The following is a 16,009-nucleotide window of genomic DNA, read 5'->3' on the forward strand; positions in this document are numbered from 1 at the left end:
CGTTAGAAATTGACCGAGGGAACGTCCGTTCGGCCTGTCGGGTCTGAATGGGAGCGGCCTGGACTCGTGCGTTCGCAGAGAGAGTGGGCGTTACGCAGAGAGATCGACGAAGCCTATGTGCTCAGGTCTTTGTGACAAATGCAAGCGCGGCCGCAGAGAAGGATTTTTCGGGCGAGGGAACGGTGCAGCTTGCAACGCGTTATACCTGGACACGAAAAGGCTTCACCATGAACCGCATCCATGTTGTGGAGCGCGCCTATCAGCTCGCTCGCACCCCCGACTGTCTGAACACCGGCGACGTCGTCAAGGCGCTGTCCGCCGAGGGCTATTCCGGCGCGGAGATGTCCCATTTCCAGGGCAGTTCCATCCGCGCAGACCTGAACCGCATCTGCAAGATCCCGGTCCAGACCGAGGCCGCCTGATCAAATCAGGCCGTTAAGGGCGGGGGCCTCCGCCGCGCTGTCGGGGAAGACACCGGCGTCCAGCGCGGCGCGGTCCAGGCCCAGATGGTCGCGCAGCACGCCCTTGAACACGGATCGGATGTCCAGGGTCGGCGCCAGGTCACGGCCCTCGAACAGGCGGTTGTCGGCCAAGGTCGGCCAGTCGCCGAGCGGCCCGCCGGGCTTCAGCGCGCCCCCCGCCAGTAACAGGGACGAGCCCGTGCCGTGATCGGTGCCCTGGGTGCCGTTGGCGCGGGCGGTGCGGCCGAACTCGGTGGCGACCACCACGACGGTCTGGGCCCATTGGTCGCCCAGACCCGCCTCAAGACCCGAGATCAACTGATCCAGACCTGTGAGACGGGTCTGAAGCTGGCCGCGCTGACCCGCATGGGTGTCCCAGCCGTCAAGCGAGACGGCGACGATGTCGGCGCCCTCGGGGCCGGTCATCAGCTTGGCCGTGGCGCGGCCGAGGGCCTGGACATCGTTGCGGCGGACGGTTTCGCCCGGACCGTCCATGGCGATCAGGGCCTCGGTCGCCAGGCCGCGCGCCAGGTTCTGACCCAGAATCGGATCATCGACATAGAGGTCCTGCAACAGGGAGACGATTCGGTCGCCGCCCCGCACGCGCCCGCCCGGCGCCCAGCTGGAGACCGGGGCGTCGCCGCGCAGGATCAGCGGCGTCTGGGCGCCGATCGACAGGCCCCGCAGTCGCGTTCCGCCGGCCGCGACCAGGGCGCGGTTCAGCCAGCCGTCGTCCAGCCTGTTCAGGGACTCGCCGCCGTTTTCCAGCACGTCCTGGGCCTCGAAATGCGAGCGGATCCGCACGGGCAGGGCCACGGCGGGGGCGAAGCGAAGCTGGCCGCGGCCATGGAGGCCGTGCAGGCCGGTCAGGGCGGGGTGCAGGCCGAAACCCTCGCCGAGCGCGAGCGCGCCGCCGGTCTCGCCCGGCGCCGGCAGGGCCAGGCCGCCGCGCAGGGGGACGTAGTTCGGGTCGGCGTAGGGGACGGTGACGGACAGGCCGTCCATGGCGCCGCGCGCGATGACGACCACCAGCTTGTTGGCGGGACCTCGGCTCTGGGCGGCGACGCGGCCGGCGAAGGCCAGACCGATTCCGGCGGCGGAGGCGCCCAGCAGGGCGCGACGGTTCATGACGGGATGGGTCATCGGCGTTGGAACTCCGGCGACATCAGAAGAAGGGTGAGGGCTTCGGTGCGGCTCTCGGCGCGGGTGACGGCGAGGCGGGTGCGCTCGGACAGGCGGTCGCCGAGGGCGTCGTTGGCCGTGGCGTCGATGTCGGCCATGCGGGCTGTCTCTGCGGCGGACCGCGCCCAGTTCAGTCGTTTGACCAGGGCGTCCGGCCCGGCCCAGTCGGCCGCCGTGTCGGGCCAGCCTTCGGGCGAAGGCGGGGCGAAGGGCGGCTGGCCCATGGCGACCAGGGTCTGGCGCAGGGGCGCTAGACGCTCGGGCGGGACGCCCAGCGCTCGGTGGGTCGAGACCACGAACTCATACGGCGTCTTGATCTTGGCCGGCGGGGCCGCCCAGGTCTCGGGCGACTCGACCAGGGCGCGCGCGACCTGGCCCAGATCGCCGTCAGAGCGGGTCCAGGCCGTTTCCAGTCGCGCGACCAGGGACGGGGGCGGCGTATCGGCGACGAAATGGGAGGCGATCCGGTGCGACAGGCGCCGCGCGGTCGCCGGATGACGCGCCAGGTCGCGCAGGATCGCCTCGCCCTGATTCTTTCCGGCGGCTCGGCCGGCGGCCGGGTAGGTCTTGCCCATGACGGTGCGGGGGCCGGGCTCATGGACATTGGCGCGGAAGACGAAGGCGCCCTGAGTTTGAGAAACCTGAGTTTGAGCATCCTGGGGTCTGGGGATGGACCAGCCGGTCAGGGCGCGGGCTAGTTCGGTGACGTCCGCCTGGGTATAGCCGGCGTCGGCGCCGACGGTGTGAAGCTCCAGCATCTCGCGGGCCAGGTTTTCGTTCAGGCCGATCTTGCGCCGCGCGCCGGCCCGGCTGCCGGGGCCGGCCGAGCGCGCCTGGTCGAGGTACAGGAGCATGGCCGGATGCTGTTCGGCGGCGACGACCAGATCCTCGAACCGGCCGAAGACGTTCGGGCGGATGGCCTCGCGCTCGTACGAATCCACGAAGGCGCCGCTGTCGAACTTTACCGCCGACACGGTCAGGACGTTGGCCCAGAACAGAGCCCAGCGCTCGGCGAAGCCCTGGTCCGTCGTCGCGCCATGGCGGGCGCGGGCCAGGAAGGCCTGGGCCGTGTCGTCGATGATGGCGCGGCGGGCGGCCTGGCGCGCCGCGCGCGCGGCTTCGGGGTCGGAGCCCTCGTCTTGCTGGGTCTGGGCCTGATAGGCGAGGAAGGCCGCCATGCGCTGGTCCGTGGTCTGGAAGACCCCGTCCGGCTGGGCCGCGCCTCCGGATCGGATCTGCGCCAGGGCCCAGCCGCGCGGATCGGCGGCGACGCGGGCGATCTCGCCGGGGCGGGCGCCGAGACCTAGGCGGGTGACGGCGACAGCGGCGTCGGTCGAAGATGCGGCCATGGGCGGTCTCCTTGTCCGTCGGTCTGACTGTAACGGCTTGGAAATAAAATTCCGTCGCAGATCAGATTCCCGTGCGTCTGTCGCCAAGCGGCGATCTGCGCGCTAGGTTGCGGCTCGATGGCCCTCCTCGACTGGATGAGCGATGTAGCTGGGCCGGTGGTCCGGGGCGACGGCGTGCTGTTGAGGCCGCCGCGGGCGTCCGACTATTCGGCCTGGTCCACGCTGCGTCATGGGTCGCGCGACTATCTTCAGCCCTGGGAGCCGGCCTGGCCGGACGACGACCTGAGCAAGGCGGCGTTCCGGCGTCGGCTGTCGATCTATGGGCGCGAGATGGAGCTGGGCAACGCCTGGCCCTTCTTCGTCTTCGTCGAGGGGGGCAAGACTTTGGCGGGCGCCGTCACCCTGTCGAACGTGCGGCGCGGCGTCGCAGAGACGGGAACCCTGGGGTATTGGATCGGCCAGCCCTACGCCGGGCGCGGCTATGCGACGGCGGCGATGCAGGCGGTGGTCGGCTATGCCTTCGACCGGCTGAAGCTGCACCGGCTGGAGGCGGCTTGCCTGCCGACCAACCAGGCGTCGCGGCGGGTGCTGGAGAAATCCGGCTTTCGAAACGAGGGTTTGGCGCGTGCTTATTTGAAAATTAACGGCGAGTGGGCAGATCATCTGCTGTTCGGCCTCGTCGAGGACGAGATCAATCCCGGCGGCCGGACGCCGTCTTGAGAGGGCGACAGCTTTGAACGCGCGACCCCGATCCCTGGCCTGGGACGCCACGAGCGCCATCGAGGCGCTGGCGGCCGCCGATACGGCCCTGTGGGTCTGGACGCCCGCCCTGGATCAGCTGCGATTCACCGGCGCCACTCGCGCCCTGGGGCTGGGGCCGCTGGCGCCGGAATGTTCGGGCGCCGGCTTCGTCGCCTCGGCCATGCCGCAGGACCGGTCGCTGGCCGAAAAAATGCTGAAGCCGCAGGAGGAGGGGACCGAGGTCGCCGTGCGCCTGCGGATGCGCGGATCCGAGACCTGCCTGTGGCGGGGGGTCTGGCTGGAAGACGGGTTGCGCGCCGCCGGGGTGGTGGCGCTGGAGACCAAGTTCGCCGGATCGGATCGGGATGTGCTGACCGGCCTGCTGGATCGCCGCGCCTTCATCGCGCGGGTCGGCGAGGTCCTGACCCAACCGGGCGAATACGAGATCGTGGTCGGCGACGTCGACCGTCTGCGCCGTCTGAACGAGGCCCTGGGCCACGAGCGGACCGACCTGGTGCTGTCGGCCCTGGGATCGCGCCTGGCCGCCGCCTTTTCCAAGGAGGCCTCGCCCGCGCGGATCGGCGAGGACGAATTCGCGATCATCGTGAAAAAGGCCACCTCGCACGCCAGTTATCGCGTGCGCGAGGCGCTGGAACAGCCGTTGAGGGTTGCGGGCTTCGACATCTATCCAACCGTCTCCATCGGCGCCGTGGTGGTCGAGGGCGGGCCGGATGCGCCGGACGCCTCCGAGCTGCTGCGTCGGGTCGAACTGGCGGTGGAATCGGCCAAGGGCGCCGGGCGCGGCGGATCGGCCGCCTATGGCCGGGCGCTGGAGAGCGATTCCCTGAGCCGCCTGGCGCTGGAGGCGGATCTGAGGAACGCCTTCGTGCGCGGCGAGATCGTGCCCTTCTTCCAGCCGATCGTGAACCTGAACACCGGGGCAGTGGCGGGCTTCGAGGCCCTGGCGCGCTGGCGTCACCCGCGTCGCGGCCTGGTGCCGCCGGACGAGTTCCTGGGCCTGACCGCCGACCTGGGCATGATGAATGACCTGGGCCTGCTGATGATGACCCAGTCGGCGCGGCAGCTGGCCGAGTGGATCCAGCGCCACCCCCTGGCCGGCAAGATGTTCTGCAGCGTCAACCTGTCGGTCGGCGAGATCGAACGCCCGCACCTGTGCGAGGACGTGGCCCGGATCATCAAGGAAAGCGGCCTGCCCAAGGGGGCGCTGAAGCTGGAAGTGACCGAGGGCGACATCATGCGCGACACCGCGCACGCCGCCGAGGTGCTTCAGTCGCTGAAGGATGTCGGGGCCTCGCTGGCGCTGGACGATTTCGGCACCGGCTTCTCGTCGCTGTCGTACCTGGCGCGCCTGCCGTTCGATACGCTGAAGATCGACCGCTATTTCGTGCTGACGATGAACAAGGACGAGGGCTCGGCCAAGATCGTCAAGTCGGTGGTCAACCTGGGCCGCGACCTGTCGCTGGAGGTCGTCGCCGAAGGGGTGGAGAACGCCGAACTGGCCGCTCTGCTGCTGGAAGCCCAGTGCCACTATGGCCAGGGCTTCGGCTATGCGCCGGCGCTGCCCGCCCAGGAGGCCGAGGTCTATCTGGCCGAGAGCCTGGCGGACGGCACGGCGCCGCTGAAGCAGCGGTCGGCCTGACGAGGGCGATCCGTCAGCGGACCCGGATTTCCGCTTCTTTTATGGTTTTACTGGGGGAAGCGATCAAATGAAGTGGCTGGCCTTGATGAGCGGCGTCTGCGCTCTGTTCGCCTCGTCGCCCGCCTGGGCGACCTTTTCGATCGTCGCTTGCGACGCCACCCGAACCTGCGGGGCGGCCGTGGCGACCAATAATCTGGCGGTCGGCGCCAGCGTCATCTACGCGCGGGCCGGTGTGGGCGCCCTGGCCACTCAATTCGAGACCAACCCCAACTACGGGCTGGCCGGTCTGGACCAGATGCAGGCGGGCTGCCCCGCTCGAGTGGTCCTGCAGCGTCTGTTGGACACGGATAATGATTTCGACGGTCAAGACGTCAGCTATCGTCAGGTGGGTCTTGTCGCCGCAACCGGAAGCGGCGTGGCCTATACGGGAGAAGAGGCCCTCGCGTCCGGCTGGGCCGGGACGATAGTGGGGGAAGGCTACAGTGTTCAGGGCAACGGTCTCGTTGGCCCGGAGGTCCTTGCGGCGATGCGGGACGCCTTTCTCTCCACGACCGGCCCGTTGGCGGAACGGCTGATGCGCGCGCTGGAAGCGGGTGAGAGGAGTGGCGGCCAGTCGACCGGCCGCATGTCCGCTGCGCTTCTGGTCCGAACGCCCGAGGGCGGCTGGCAGGACGTCGATCTTCGGATTGACGCCCATTCCACCCCTGTCCCGGAGCTCAGAAGGCTGTTCGGTCTGCGCCAGGCGAACGACGCGCTCGTGGCCGCAGAACGCGCCCTGCGCGGGGGGGATCACGCACGGGCCATGGATCGTATCGCGGACGCGGCGAGGCTGGGCGTCGGATGGGATCGGGTCTGGCGGCGGATCGCCCGACTGCAGATGCGAATGGGGGAGCGCGAAGCGGCGCTGACGGCGCTGGGCGCCTTCGCCGGTCTTAACGCCGCCTGGGCGCGTCAAGAAACGACAGACCCGATCTATGACCCCATCAGGTCCGATCCGAGCTTCCAGGCTATTAGTGGGTGACGCCCCAGGCGGTCAGACGACGCTCGGCGAGCGTCTGCATGAAGCCGTCCAACGCGATCAGGCGGCGCTTCATGTCGTTGGGTTCGACGTCTTTCCAGACGGCAGGATCATAGACGGCCTTGGCCTGCTGAAGGTCGTCCCCGGCCTCGAAACGCTCGGCCATATACAGGATCTCAAGCAAGGCCTGGGGATCGACCTTCTGTTCGAGCTTGAGCGCGCCGAACCGGGTCAGATAGGCGGTCATTATGGCGTCATCGGATGTCAGGGACATGATCGGCTCCAAAGCGTGACGTTGAGATAGGAGCGCTTGTCGCCTTGTCCAGCCTCAGATCGCGTTCAGCGGCAGGCGCAGGTAGCGCTGTCCGCCGGCGTCCGGCGGCGGAAGGTCGCCGGCGCGGATGTTGACCTGGAGCGACGGCAGGATCAGCTGGGGCGCGCTCAGGGTGGCGTCGCGGGCTTCGCGCATGGCCACGAAATCCTGTTCCGAAACGCCGCCGCCGATGTGGATGTTGTGGGCGCGCTGATCGGCGACGGTGGTTTCGAACCGATAGTCGCTGCGGCCCTGCGGCAGATAGTCGTGGCCGACGAAGATGCGGGTGTCGTCGGGCAGGGCCAGCAGGCGCTGGATCGACCGATAGAGGGTGCGCGCGTCGCCGCCGGGGAAGTCCGTGCGGGCCGTGCCGTAATCCGGCATGAACAGGGTGTCGCCGGTGAAGACCGCGTCTCCGATCTTGTAGCTGACGCAGGCGGGGGTGTGGCCCGGGGTGTGGATCACCTGAACCGACAGGTCGCCCAGGGCGAAGGAGTCGCCGTCGCCATACAGGTGATCGAAGACCCGGCCGTCGCTGCGGACGTCATCGGCGCTGAACAGGGGGGCGAAGGTCGACTGGACCTCGGTGATGTGGGCGCCGATCCCGATGGAGACGCCCGTCGCCCGTCGAAGATGCGCGGCGGCCGTCAGGTGGTCGGCGTGGGCGTGGGTCTCCAGCGTCATGGCCAGGGTCAGGCCCGCCGACTCCAGCGCCGCCATCACGGCGTCGATTGATCGGGTGGAGGTGCGCGCCGAGGCGGCGTCGAAATCCAGCACCGGGTCGATGATCGCGGCCATGCCGGTGGACGGATCGCTGACCAGATAGGTGACGGTATGGGTCGCGGGGTCGAAGAAGCCGCGAACTTCGGGGTGTTGGGCCATGGGGAAAGGCTCCTTTCGCGCTCCAACATATTAGCTATTGCTAATTTAGCAAGTGCGAATATATAGGGACTCATGATCGACCTTCACACCATCGGACTTGAACGGTTCCAGGCCAGCGCGGGCGAGGCGGCGGCGCTGCTGCGCGCCCTGTCCAACGAGAAGCGGCTGATGATCCTGTGTCAGCTGGGCGAGGGTGAAATGTCGGTCGGTCAGCTGCTGCCGCTGGTCGGCCTGTCGCAATCGGCCCTGTCCCAGCATCTGGCCAAGCTGCGGGACGAGGCCCTGGTGTCCACGCGGCGCGACGGCACGACCGTCTTCTATCGCATCGCCAACCCGGCCGTCCTGAAGGTGATCGCCGTGCTGGCCGAAATCTATTGCCCACCTGCTGCTCCAGAGAAGGAATGATCCGATGAGCGTCCTGGCTCCCCTGTCCCCGGCCGAGGTTTCGCGCCGCCTGATGAACAACAGCGCTGTGCTGGTCGATATTCGCGAACCGGATGAGTTCGCACGAGAACATGTCGTGGGCGCCGTCCACACGCCCCTGTCCAGCTTCGACGAGTCCTGGCGCACCATTGCAGACGGGCGCGAGGTGATCTTCACCTGCCGGACCGGAAACCGGACGGGCGTCAATTGCGATCGGCTGGCGGCCCGGGTGTCGGGCCAGGCCTTTGTTCTGGAAGGCGGTCTCGAAGCCTGGAAGGCGCACGGCCTGGCGACCCGCACCGACCGGTCCAAGCCCATCGAGCTGATGCGGCAGGTGCAGATGACGGCCGGTGGTCTGATCCTGATCGGCGCGGGTCTGGGCCTGCTGGTGCATCCCGCCTTCTGGGGTCTGTCCGCCTTCATCGGCGCGGGCCTGGTCTTCGCGGGGGCCACCGGCTTCTGCGGCATGGCGCGGATGCTCGCCGTCATGCCCTGGAACAGAAACGCCTTCACGGGCGCCTGAAGCCATGACGACCGACCTGCTGGCCCTGAGCCTGGCCGCCTTCAGCGGCGGCGTCGTCGCCTTGTTGCTGACCCTGTTCGGCGGCGGCGGGTCGGTGCTGGCGGTGCCCCTGCTGCTCTATCTCGTCGGGGTCAAAGACCCGCATGTCGCCATCGGCGTGTCGGCGGCGGGGGTGTCGCTGAACGCCCTGACCGCCCTAGCCGGCCAGGCGAAGGCTGGCCGCGTGCGCTGGCCCTGCGCCATCCTGTTCGCCGTCACCGGGGCGGCGGGCGCCTGGTTCGGATCGTCTCTGGCCAAGATGATCGGCGGCCATCAGCTTCTGTTGATTTTCGCCGTCGCCATGGCGGCGGTGGGCCTGTCGATGCTGCGGCCCAAGCCTGTGGTGGTTCGCGCCGAGCCGCGGCTTACCTGGGCCATGTTCCCCAATGTCGGGCTGGCCGGGGCGGGCGTCGGGTCGGCGGCCGGCTTCTTCGGCATCGGCGGCGGTTTCCTGATCGTGCCTGGCCTGATGGCGTCGACGGGCATGAGCCTGGCGACCGCCCAGGCGACGTCGCTGCTCAGCGTCGCGGCCTTCGGGGCCACGACGGCCGGCAACTACGCCCTGTCCGGCTGGATCGATTTGGGTCTGGTGGCGGCCATGACGGTCGGTGGTGTCGCGGGAACGGCGGCGGGCCTGCCGCTGGCGCGGCGGCTGGGCGCAAACGCCGCGCTGGGTCGGGTGCTGTTTGCGGGCCTCATTCTCGTCGTCGCCGCCTATGTCGCGATCCGGGCGATACTGACGCTGATGGGCTAAGGTCGCCGCGAAACGGCAAGGCTAGTCAGGTCTTCATAAATCACTGACACTCGGCGCCATGACCGACGCCAGACTGGAAATCGCCGCCGGCTTCGCTACCGCCCAGGGGCCGAAGGCGGACAATCAGGATTTCGGCGGCGTGCATTTGGGCACGGCGGCCGAGCAGCGCGAGCATGGGGTCATCGCCGTGATCGCCGACGGGGTGTCGGGGTCCAAGGCCGGGCGTATGGCGGCCGAGCTGACGACGCGCAGCTTTATCGACGGCTATCTGGATCAGAACCCGCTGAACGGCATCGCCGCCAACGGGATCAAGGCGCTGCGGGGCTTTAACCGCTGGCTCCATGCGCGGGGCCGGATCGATCCGACCATGGAGGCGGCGGCGACCACCTTCACCGCCCTGATCCTGCGCGGGCGGGAGGCGGTGGCGCTGCACGTGGGGGACAGCCGGGCCTGGCATTTCCGCGACGGGGTGCTGACGCGGCTGACCGAGGATCACACCCGGGCGCAGCAGGGGCTGAGCCATGTGCTGTACCGCGCCGTCGGGATCGAGGCGGACGTCAAGCTGGACGTCCGCCATGTGGAGCTGCACCCGCACGACCGGCTGCTGCTGACCACGGATGGGGTTCATGGAGTGCTGTCGGACGCTGCGCTGGCGCGGTTGCTGGCGCGGCGCGGATCGCCGGACGCCGACGCCCAGGCCATTCTGGCCGAGGTGGCCGAGATCGGGGCGCGCGACAACGCCACGGCCCTGGTCATCGACGTCATGGCGATCGGGGCGCCCGACTGGGAGGCGATCACGGCCGAGGCCGAGGGGCTGGCCATCCTGCCGCCGCCGAAACAGGGGCAGACGGTGGACGGGTTTCATCTGGAACGGCTGGTCGCCGACGGGCGCTATACGCGGCTGTTCCTGGCGCGGTCCGGCGAAGAGCGGGTGGTGCTGAAGTTTCCCAAGCCTGCGGCCGTGTCGGAGCGGGGCGCGCGGACGGCCTTCCTGCGCGAGGCCTTTATCGGGCGACGCATCGACAGCCCCTTCGTCGGCAAGGTGCTGAGCCTGGATGCGGGACGCCAGAGCCGGCTCTATATCGTCCAGCCCTTCTATCAGGGCCAGACCCTGCACGCGCGCCTGGCCGAGGACGGACCGTTCGAGATCGCCGAGGGGATCGGCGTGGCCCTGAGGCTGGCGCGGGGGGTGGCGGTCCTGCACCGGGCCGGGGTGATCCACCGCGACATCAAGCCGGACAATGTGATCCTGGAGGCGAACGGCGGGCTGAAGCTGGTCGATCTGGGCGTGGCGCGGCTGAAGCGGGCCGAGGAGTTCGCCGAGGCCGAGGCGCCGGGCACCCCCGGCTTCAAGGCGCCCGAGATGTATGACGGCGAGAGCGGGAGCGTCGCCACGGATCAGTTCGCCCTCGGCGTGACCTTGTATCGGCTGTTCACGGGGACCTATCCGTGGGGCGAGGTGGATCCGTCGGACGCGCCGCGCTTTGACCGCGCCCCGGTATCGCTCGGGCGCCGTCGCCCGGACATACCGGCCTGGTTGGAGGCCGCCGTCATGCGCGCCGTCGCCGTCGATCCGAACGAGCGGTTCGAGGACGTCGAGGAGCTGATCCATGTGCTGGAGACGGGCAGCGCCGCCGCCGCCCCCGCGCCTCGCCCGCTGTCGCTGATGGAGCGCGACCCCGTGCGGTTCTGGCAGGGCGTATGCCTGTTTCTGGCGGTTCTGCTGATTGTCGCCCTGGCGACGTGATCATCCGCGCTTAGAGACGGCGGCTCAGGCGGCCTCGGCCATCGGGGGCAGGACGTTGTCCAGATCCAGCAGACTGATCATCTCGCCGTCGACGGCGAAGATGCCGGCGATCACGCCGGGGCCGCCGACGCAGTCGCCGAGTTCGGGCGTTTCTTGACGCATGGCGTCATCCAGTTCGACGATGTCGGACACGGCCTCGACCAGCAGTCCGACCGTCCGCGAACCGCATTTGACCACCATGATGGCGTGCCGCGCCGACGGCTCCTTGGTCGGCAGACCGAGACGCGCCGCCAGGTCGATGATGGGCAGGACCAGGCCGCGAAGATTGACGACGCCCTTCATATAGTCCGGCGCTTGCGGCAGGGGCGTGGTCGGAGTCCAGCCCCGGATTTCCAGCACCGAGGTGATGTCGATGCAGAAGGCCTGCTCTCCGACGCGAAAGCCGACCAGTTCACGACGGCCGCCCTTGGAAACTGTCATCTCAGAACCTCTCCATTCGATGCCGTAAGGTCGCCGAGCTTGCCCGTTGGGCTAAATCTGACACGAACCTGCACGTCCGGACACAATCTCGCTCATGTGCATAGCGAATTCGTTAATGCGGTGAGGGATTTGTGGTCACAAACTAAGGCCACGCATTCGCGCGCGCCTCTTTGAGGCTAATTTGTGTAAACAAGTATCGAATATTTCAGCATCAATTATGGTTGCGGTGCTAACCGAAGCTTACCTTTGATGAGTGGTTAATTTTCAACCGACAGGATATGCGCGCTTGCGAAACTATAGCCCCTAGACTACGTGATTTTGCGTAGATGTGCTGGGCGACTCACGTTGCCTTAGCTTGCGTGAGTACGAATTCTTTCAATGTCTGAAAATGTGCAAGTAGATGGAGGCAGTGACTTAATTCGCCTGGTCGGGACAGATCTGGGCGGAGGAAGTCGTGAGGCGGTGCAGATCCTTATCAAGCAAAGGATCGCCCTCATCTCCCGCCGCTGGACGACGCGCGCGGGGAAGCTTTTCAAAGCCTACGGATTCACCAACGCACAGCGGGCGCCGCTTTATCTGCTGAAGAACGCGCCTGAAGGTCTGACACAGTCGGAACTCGCCGAGGGCTTGCAGCTGTCGGAACCGACGCTTTCTCGCAGGGTGGCGCGCCTGCTCGCCGACGGCCTGGTGTCGAAACATCGCCTTCCCGGCGACGGGCGAGCGAACCTGATCAAGCTGGAACCTGCCGGCCTCGAAGCGCTCGAAGGTTCCGAAACCACGGCGTCTCTTGATCAGGAACTGCTGTTCCAAGGGATCGCGGACGAGGATCTGCGCACCGCTTTGCGGGTGCTGGAGACCCTGGCCGGGCGGATGGACAGCCCGGTCGATTCCGACGTCGAGATGGACTGACGCCGACCGGCCTGCTCGGGGCGTCGCTCTTGAGCCTGGCTCAAGCGCGTCCGCCCTGGCTGGACAACCGGCCCACGTCGACGCCCATCGCCGCCAAGGCGCGCGACCATTTGGACTCGTGGTCGCCGTCGAAGATCAGATCCAGGTCGGCGTCTGCGGTCAGCCAGACGTTTTCGGCCAGCTCATCCTCCAACTGCCCCTCGCCCCAGCCGGCATAGCCGAGCAGCAGGGTCGAGCGGCGCGGGCCGGCGACGACGTCGGTCATGGCGGCCAGGGCCTCGCGCGTGCCGGTCATGGCCAGGCCGTCGCCGAAGGGCAGGGTGTCGGCGCCCACGCTCCAGTCGTCGGTGTGCAGCACGAAGCCGCGCTCGCGCTCGACCGGACCGCCCATCAGCACCGGGCGGCCGATCGCCTGTTCGGGCGCCGGCGCGTCCAGCTTGTCCAGCACGGCCTTCAGATCGACGCCCTGGGCCGGGCTGTCGAGGCGCAAGCCCATGGCGTGATCCGGTCCATGGGCGCAGATCAGTATGACGGCGTGTTCGAACCGCGAGTCGCCGATGCCGGGCATGGCCACCAGGAGACGGCCCGTCAGGGATGAGGCGTCGGTCATGATAACCATATCATCGGGTGCGAAACGCTCCGGCGCAAGGCGTTGATGCTTGCGGCGGCGGCGGGGGCGTCTATCTGTCTCGGGCGCATTCAACCAACCCCGCGCGGAGAGACCTCATGACCATCCAGATCGGCGACCGCATCCCCGACGCGACCTTCGCCCAGGCGACCGCCGAAGGCCCCAAGCCCGTCAGCACGGCTGACATCTTCGCCGGCAAGACTGTGGCCCTGTTCGCCGTCCCCGGCGCCTTCACCCCGACCTGCTCGGCCCGCCATCTGCCGGGCTTCAAGGACAATCTGGACGCCATCAAGGGCAAGGGCGTCGATGTGGTCGCCTGTATCTCTGTCAACGACGCCTTCGTGATGACGGCCTGGGCCAAAAGCCAGGGCATCGAGGACGAGTCCATCGTCATGCTGGCCGACGGCAACGGCGACCTGACCCGCGAACTGGGTCTGGTGCTGGACGGTTCGGGCTTTGGCCTGGGCCAGCGGTCGCAGCGCTATTCCATGCTGGTCAAGGACGGCGTGGTCGCTCAGCTGAACATCGAACAGGGCGGCGAGTTCAAGGTGTCGTCGGCCGAACATCTGCTGGCGCAGCTCTGATCTGATGAACGAATGACCGACGTCTTCACGCCCGAACAACGCAGCGCCGTGATGCGCCGCGTAAAGGGGCGGGACACGTCGCCGGAACTGGCCGTGCGCAGGATCCTGCGCACGGCCGGGATCGGCTATCGGCTGGGCGGCATGGGCCTGCCCGGCAAGCCGGATGTGACGATGAAGGGGCGCCGGCTGGCGCTGTTCGTCCATGGCTGCTTCTGGCACGGCCACGACTGCCCGCGCGGGGCGCGCCGCCCCAAGGCCAACGCCGAATACTGGACCGCCAAGATCGCCCGCAACCGCGCCCGCGACGCCCGGGTGAGCGCTGATCTTGTGGCCATGGGCTGGCGGGTTCTGACGGTCTGGGAATGCGAGCTGCGGCGGCCGGATGGGGCAGAACGGCTGGTCGCCGCCGTCACGGCTCAGGCGGCGACGTCTTCTGCGGCTGCGGCCGTCTCGTTCAGCACATGCTGCAAGGCGCCCAATAGCGCCGGCGCCGTCAGGGGTTTGGAGACGAAATAGGCCATGCCGGCGGCCTGGCAGGCCGCAACATCCTCGGGCGCGGTGTCGGCCGTGACGGCGACGACCGGGGTCCGGGCGTTTGGCCCCCCGCCGGCGCGCAGGCGACGCGTGGTCTCGCGCCCGTCCAGCTCCGGCATCCGGACATCCATGAAGATGACGTCGAACACGGCCTCGGCGCAGCGCTCCAGGGCGATCAGGCCGTCTGCGGCCGTGACGATGTCGCAGCCCACGGGCTGAAGGATCAGTTGCACGGCGCGGCGGTTGATGTCGTGGTCGTCCACGACCAGCACGCGCAGCGGACGGTCCTGATCATCGTCGGGCGTTGCGACGAGGTCGGGTTCAGTCGATGGCGCCGTCAAAGCCTGGGCGATGTCGAGGCGGCTTTCGTCGATGGCGATCGGGGGCGGGGCGGCTTCTTCGGCGCGCGGCAGCGTCAAGGAAACGGTGAAACAGGCGCCCTGGCCCTGGGTGCTGCGTGCGGTCAGGCGGCCGCCCATCAACTCGACCAGGTCGCGACTGATGGCGAGACCCAGACCGGATCCGCCGTGGCGTGCGCTGACGCCGACGGCCGTCTGGTCGAACGGGTTGAACAGGCGGGTCAGCTGTTGATCCGTCAGCCCCGGCCCGGTGTCCTGCACCTCAAGCAGCAGGCAGTAGCCCGAAGGCTCTTCCGCCCAGGCGTCCAGCCGCAGGGTGACCTGCCCGTGCGGCGTGAACTTGGCGGCGTTGGACAGCAGGTTGTTCAACACCTGCCGGATGCGCATGGCGTCGCCCCGGACGCCGCGCGGCATACGCGACGCGCCCTCGACGCGCAGCTTCAAGCCCTTGGCTTCCATCGGGCCGCGCCACAGGCGAAGCGTTTGCGCCAGCATGACCCGGAAGTCGAAATCGACGGCCTCCACCGTCATCCGTCCCGCGCCGATCTTGGTATGATCCAGAAGGTCGTCCAGCAGGGACTTCATCATCAGACCGGCGTCGGCGATCAAAAATGTGGTGGATCGCGACTGGGGGTGCAGGCTTTGAAGCTCGGCGGCGCCGGTCAGAATGGCGCCGATGGGGGTGCGCAGGTCATGACCTATGGCGGCGAGGAAGGCGGTGTGGGCGACCAGATCCTGCTCGGCCTTGAGACGGAGGGCCTCGGCCTCGGCGCGGGCGCGCATCTGGCTTTCGGTGGCCTCGCTCACCCGCTGCCAGCTGATGATGGTGAAGAAGACCACCAGGATGACGGCGGCTGCGGCGGTCATCACCATGGGCGGCGGGGCGCCGAAGTGGGCGGCCAGGAAGGGAACGGCCAGCAGATAGAGCATCGCCGGCGTCAGCGACGCGGCGAGCACCGACTTGGACCGGGGCGAGTTGATCATCGAGAACATCATCAGCGCCGGCAGCATCAGCGCCGCGCAGACGCCGCCCAGCGGACCGCCGATCAGCCACATCGGGATCGACAGACTGCCGAACACCAGGGCGCTGACGAACAGGACCAGACAGGTGACGATCCTTCGCCCCATGGCGATTTCGTCGATGTCTCCGTGCGCCGAAGGCAGCGCGAGCCGTTCCAGGCCCTGCACCAACAGATAGGCGGCGAACCAGGCCACGCATATCTGCCAGCCCACCATGGGCATGACCACCAGGCCCACAGCGGCGCCCATTCCGACGCGCTGCAACAGCGTGCCGCGACGATGGCGGGCGGCCACGGTCCAGCCGCTGTCGGCGATCGCGTTGGTGGGCGTCTTGGACATCCAGCTTCCCCGCAATGCGAACCGTGTTCGTTCGCCTGCGCGCATTAGACCCCCGAGGGGCCTA

General features: G+C 68.2%; 18 protein-coding genes. 11 read left to right on the forward strand and 7 right to left on the reverse strand.

Translation table 11 applies throughout. The features are described 5' to 3' along the window. Positions 1-227: 227 nt before the first annotated feature. The gene (locus ACW177_RS04820) at positions 228-422 is read left to right on the forward strand and encodes a hypothetical protein (protein ID WP_492027497.1); all 195 of its coding nucleotides are present in this window, start codon (positions 228-230) and stop codon (positions 420-422) included. On the opposite strand, the gene ACW177_RS04825 is transcribed toward ACW177_RS04820, so the two are convergent. Further along, positions 423-1,604, reverse strand: coding sequence for a DUF1501 domain-containing protein (locus ACW177_RS04825; protein ID WP_492027498.1), 1,182 nt, complete (start codon positions 1,602-1,604; stop codon positions 423-425). Next, a complete protein-coding gene (locus tag ACW177_RS04830; RefSeq protein WP_492027499.1) occupies positions 1,601-2,992 on the reverse strand; it encodes a DUF1800 domain-containing protein in 1,392 nt (463 codons plus the stop codon). Before ACW177_RS04830 ends, ACW177_RS04825 begins: the two co-directional genes overlap by 4 nt. A 117-nt stretch (positions 2,993-3,109) precedes the next feature. On the opposite strand from ACW177_RS04830, the gene ACW177_RS04835 reads away from it, so the two are divergent. The 3 genes from ACW177_RS04835 (at position 3,110) to ACW177_RS04845 (ending at position 6,414) form a co-directional block, all read left to right on the forward strand. Further along, complete coding sequence (locus tag ACW177_RS04835) at positions 3,110-3,712, forward strand: GNAT family N-acetyltransferase (RefSeq protein WP_492027500.1); 603 nt, start codon at positions 3,110-3,112, stop codon at positions 3,710-3,712. Positions 3,713-3,725: 13 nt separating this feature from the next. Beyond that, positions 3,726-5,393, forward strand: a complete 1,668-nt coding sequence (locus tag ACW177_RS04840; protein ID WP_492027501.1) for a putative bifunctional diguanylate cyclase/phosphodiesterase — start codon at positions 3,726-3,728, stop codon at positions 5,391-5,393. Between the two features lie 67 nt (positions 5,394-5,460). Beyond that, positions 5,461-6,414 (forward strand): DUF1028 domain-containing protein, encoded by a 954-nt coding sequence (locus ACW177_RS04845; protein WP_492027502.1) that lies wholly within the window; start codon positions 5,461-5,463, stop codon positions 6,412-6,414. Here ACW177_RS04845 and ACW177_RS04850 read toward each other — a convergent pair. Next, positions 6,404-6,685, reverse strand: coding sequence for a hypothetical protein (locus tag ACW177_RS04850; protein ID WP_492027503.1), 282 nt, complete (start codon positions 6,683-6,685; stop codon positions 6,404-6,406). The two genes, ACW177_RS04845 and ACW177_RS04850, sit on opposite strands and share 11 nt — an antisense overlap. Positions 6,686-6,739: 54 nt before the next feature. Beyond that, on the reverse strand, positions 6,740-7,606 hold the full coding sequence (locus tag ACW177_RS04855) for an MBL fold metallo-hydrolase (protein ID WP_492027504.1): 867 nt from the start codon (positions 7,604-7,606) through the stop codon (positions 6,740-6,742). Between the two features lie 72 nt (positions 7,607-7,678). Between ACW177_RS04855 and ACW177_RS04860 the strand changes: the two genes are divergently transcribed. The 4 genes from ACW177_RS04860 to ACW177_RS04875 are packed head-to-tail and all read left to right on the forward strand — an operon-like array spanning position 7,679 to position 11,092. Continuing rightward, complete coding sequence (locus ACW177_RS04860) at positions 7,679-8,011, forward strand: ArsR/SmtB family transcription factor (protein ID WP_492027505.1); 333 nt, start codon at positions 7,679-7,681, stop codon at positions 8,009-8,011. A 4-nt stretch (positions 8,012-8,015) separates the two neighbouring features. Then, positions 8,016-8,552 carry a rhodanese family protein gene (locus ACW177_RS04865; RefSeq protein ID WP_492027506.1) on the forward strand — a complete coding sequence of 179 codons (537 nt, stop codon included), beginning with the start codon at positions 8,016-8,018 and terminating at the stop codon, positions 8,550-8,552. Between the two features lie 4 nt (positions 8,553-8,556). After that, entirely contained in the window at positions 8,557-9,345 is a 789-nt protein-coding gene (locus ACW177_RS04870; protein WP_492027507.1) for a sulfite exporter TauE/SafE family protein, read from the forward strand. Positions 9,346-9,403: 58 nt separating this feature from the next. Further along, positions 9,404-11,092, forward strand: a complete 1,689-nt coding sequence (locus ACW177_RS04875) for a bifunctional protein-serine/threonine kinase/phosphatase (protein WP_492027508.1) — start codon at positions 9,404-9,406, stop codon at positions 11,090-11,092. A 24-nt stretch (positions 11,093-11,116) separates the two neighbouring features. Here ACW177_RS04875 and ACW177_RS04880 read toward each other — a convergent pair whose 3' ends face one another. After that, positions 11,117-11,572, reverse strand: a complete 456-nt coding sequence (locus ACW177_RS04880; RefSeq protein ID WP_267515579.1) for a chemotaxis protein CheW — start codon at positions 11,570-11,572, stop codon at positions 11,117-11,119. Positions 11,573-11,950: 378 nt separating this feature from the next. On the opposite strand from ACW177_RS04880, the gene ACW177_RS04885 reads away from it, so the two are divergent. Further along, positions 11,951-12,481, forward strand: a complete 531-nt coding sequence (locus ACW177_RS04885; protein WP_492027509.1) for a MarR family winged helix-turn-helix transcriptional regulator — start codon at positions 11,951-11,953, stop codon at positions 12,479-12,481. A 40-nt stretch (positions 12,482-12,521) separates the two neighbouring features. Here the strand turns inward: ACW177_RS04885 and ACW177_RS04890 are convergent, their stop codons facing one another. Further along, positions 12,522-13,091, reverse strand: coding sequence for a YqgE/AlgH family protein (locus tag ACW177_RS04890; RefSeq protein ID WP_492027510.1), 570 nt, complete (start codon positions 13,089-13,091; stop codon positions 12,522-12,524). Positions 13,092-13,207: 116 nt separating this feature from the next. On the opposite strand from ACW177_RS04890, the gene ACW177_RS04895 reads away from it, so the two are divergent. Together ACW177_RS04895 and ACW177_RS04900 are read left to right on the forward strand one after the other, a co-directional pair. Then, complete coding sequence (locus ACW177_RS04895; RefSeq protein ID WP_492027511.1) at positions 13,208-13,693, forward strand: peroxiredoxin; 486 nt, start codon at positions 13,208-13,210, stop codon at positions 13,691-13,693. Between the two features lie 12 nt (positions 13,694-13,705). Continuing rightward, a complete protein-coding gene (locus ACW177_RS04900) occupies positions 13,706-14,209 on the forward strand; it encodes a very short patch repair endonuclease (protein ID WP_492027512.1) in 504 nt (167 codons plus the stop codon). Here ACW177_RS04900 and ACW177_RS04905 read toward each other — a convergent pair. Then, complete coding sequence (locus tag ACW177_RS04905; RefSeq protein WP_492027513.1) at positions 14,110-15,945, reverse strand: ATP-binding protein; 1,836 nt, start codon at positions 15,943-15,945, stop codon at positions 14,110-14,112. The two genes, ACW177_RS04900 and ACW177_RS04905, sit on opposite strands and share 100 nt — an antisense overlap. Positions 15,946-16,009: the final 64 nt, after the last annotated feature.

It is taken from the genome of Brevundimonas sp. AVps23W, assembly GCF_058681395.1.

What these genes read in the sequence shown, in the direction of transcription:
- ACW177_RS04820 (WP_492027497.1), top strand. Translation starts at nt 228, where the DNA reads ATGAACCGCATCCATGTTGTGGAGCGCGCCTATCAGCTCGCTCGCACC.
- ACW177_RS04825 (WP_492027498.1), bottom strand. Translation starts at nt 1,604, where the DNA reads ATGACCCATCCCGTCATGAACCGTCGCGCCCTGCTGGGCGCCTCCGCC.
- ACW177_RS04830 (WP_492027499.1), bottom strand. Translation starts at nt 2,992, where the DNA reads ATGGCCGCATCTTCGACCGACGCCGCTGTCGCCGTCACCCGCCTAGGT.
- ACW177_RS04835 (WP_492027500.1), top strand. Translation starts at nt 3,110, where the DNA reads ATGGCCCTCCTCGACTGGATGAGCGATGTAGCTGGGCCGGTGGTCCGG.
- ACW177_RS04845 (WP_492027502.1), top strand. Translation starts at nt 5,461, where the DNA reads ATGAAGTGGCTGGCCTTGATGAGCGGCGTCTGCGCTCTGTTCGCCTCG.
- ACW177_RS04850 (WP_492027503.1), bottom strand. Translation starts at nt 6,685, where the DNA reads ATGTCCCTGACATCCGATGACGCCATAATGACCGCCTATCTGACCCGG.
- ACW177_RS04855 (WP_492027504.1), bottom strand. Translation starts at nt 7,606, where the DNA reads ATGGCCCAACACCCCGAAGTTCGCGGCTTCTTCGACCCCGCGACCCAT.
- ACW177_RS04860 (WP_492027505.1), top strand. Translation starts at nt 7,679, where the DNA reads ATGATCGACCTTCACACCATCGGACTTGAACGGTTCCAGGCCAGCGCG.
- ACW177_RS04865 (WP_492027506.1), top strand. Translation starts at nt 8,016, where the DNA reads ATGAGCGTCCTGGCTCCCCTGTCCCCGGCCGAGGTTTCGCGCCGCCTG.
- ACW177_RS04870 (WP_492027507.1), top strand. Translation starts at nt 8,557, where the DNA reads ATGACGACCGACCTGCTGGCCCTGAGCCTGGCCGCCTTCAGCGGCGGC.
- ACW177_RS04875 (WP_492027508.1), top strand. Translation starts at nt 9,404, where the DNA reads ATGACCGACGCCAGACTGGAAATCGCCGCCGGCTTCGCTACCGCCCAG.
- ACW177_RS04880 (WP_267515579.1), bottom strand. Translation starts at nt 11,572, where the DNA reads ATGACAGTTTCCAAGGGCGGCCGTCGTGAACTGGTCGGCTTTCGCGTC.
- ACW177_RS04885 (WP_492027509.1), top strand. Translation starts at nt 11,951, where the DNA reads ATGTCTGAAAATGTGCAAGTAGATGGAGGCAGTGACTTAATTCGCCTG.
- ACW177_RS04890 (WP_492027510.1), bottom strand. Translation starts at nt 13,091, where the DNA reads ATGACCGACGCCTCATCCCTGACGGGCCGTCTCCTGGTGGCCATGCCC.
- ACW177_RS04895 (WP_492027511.1), top strand. Translation starts at nt 13,208, where the DNA reads ATGACCATCCAGATCGGCGACCGCATCCCCGACGCGACCTTCGCCCAG.
- ACW177_RS04900 (WP_492027512.1), top strand. Translation starts at nt 13,706, where the DNA reads ATGACCGACGTCTTCACGCCCGAACAACGCAGCGCCGTGATGCGCCGC.
- ACW177_RS04905 (WP_492027513.1), bottom strand. Translation starts at nt 15,945, where the DNA reads ATGTCCAAGACGCCCACCAACGCGATCGCCGACAGCGGCTGGACCGTG.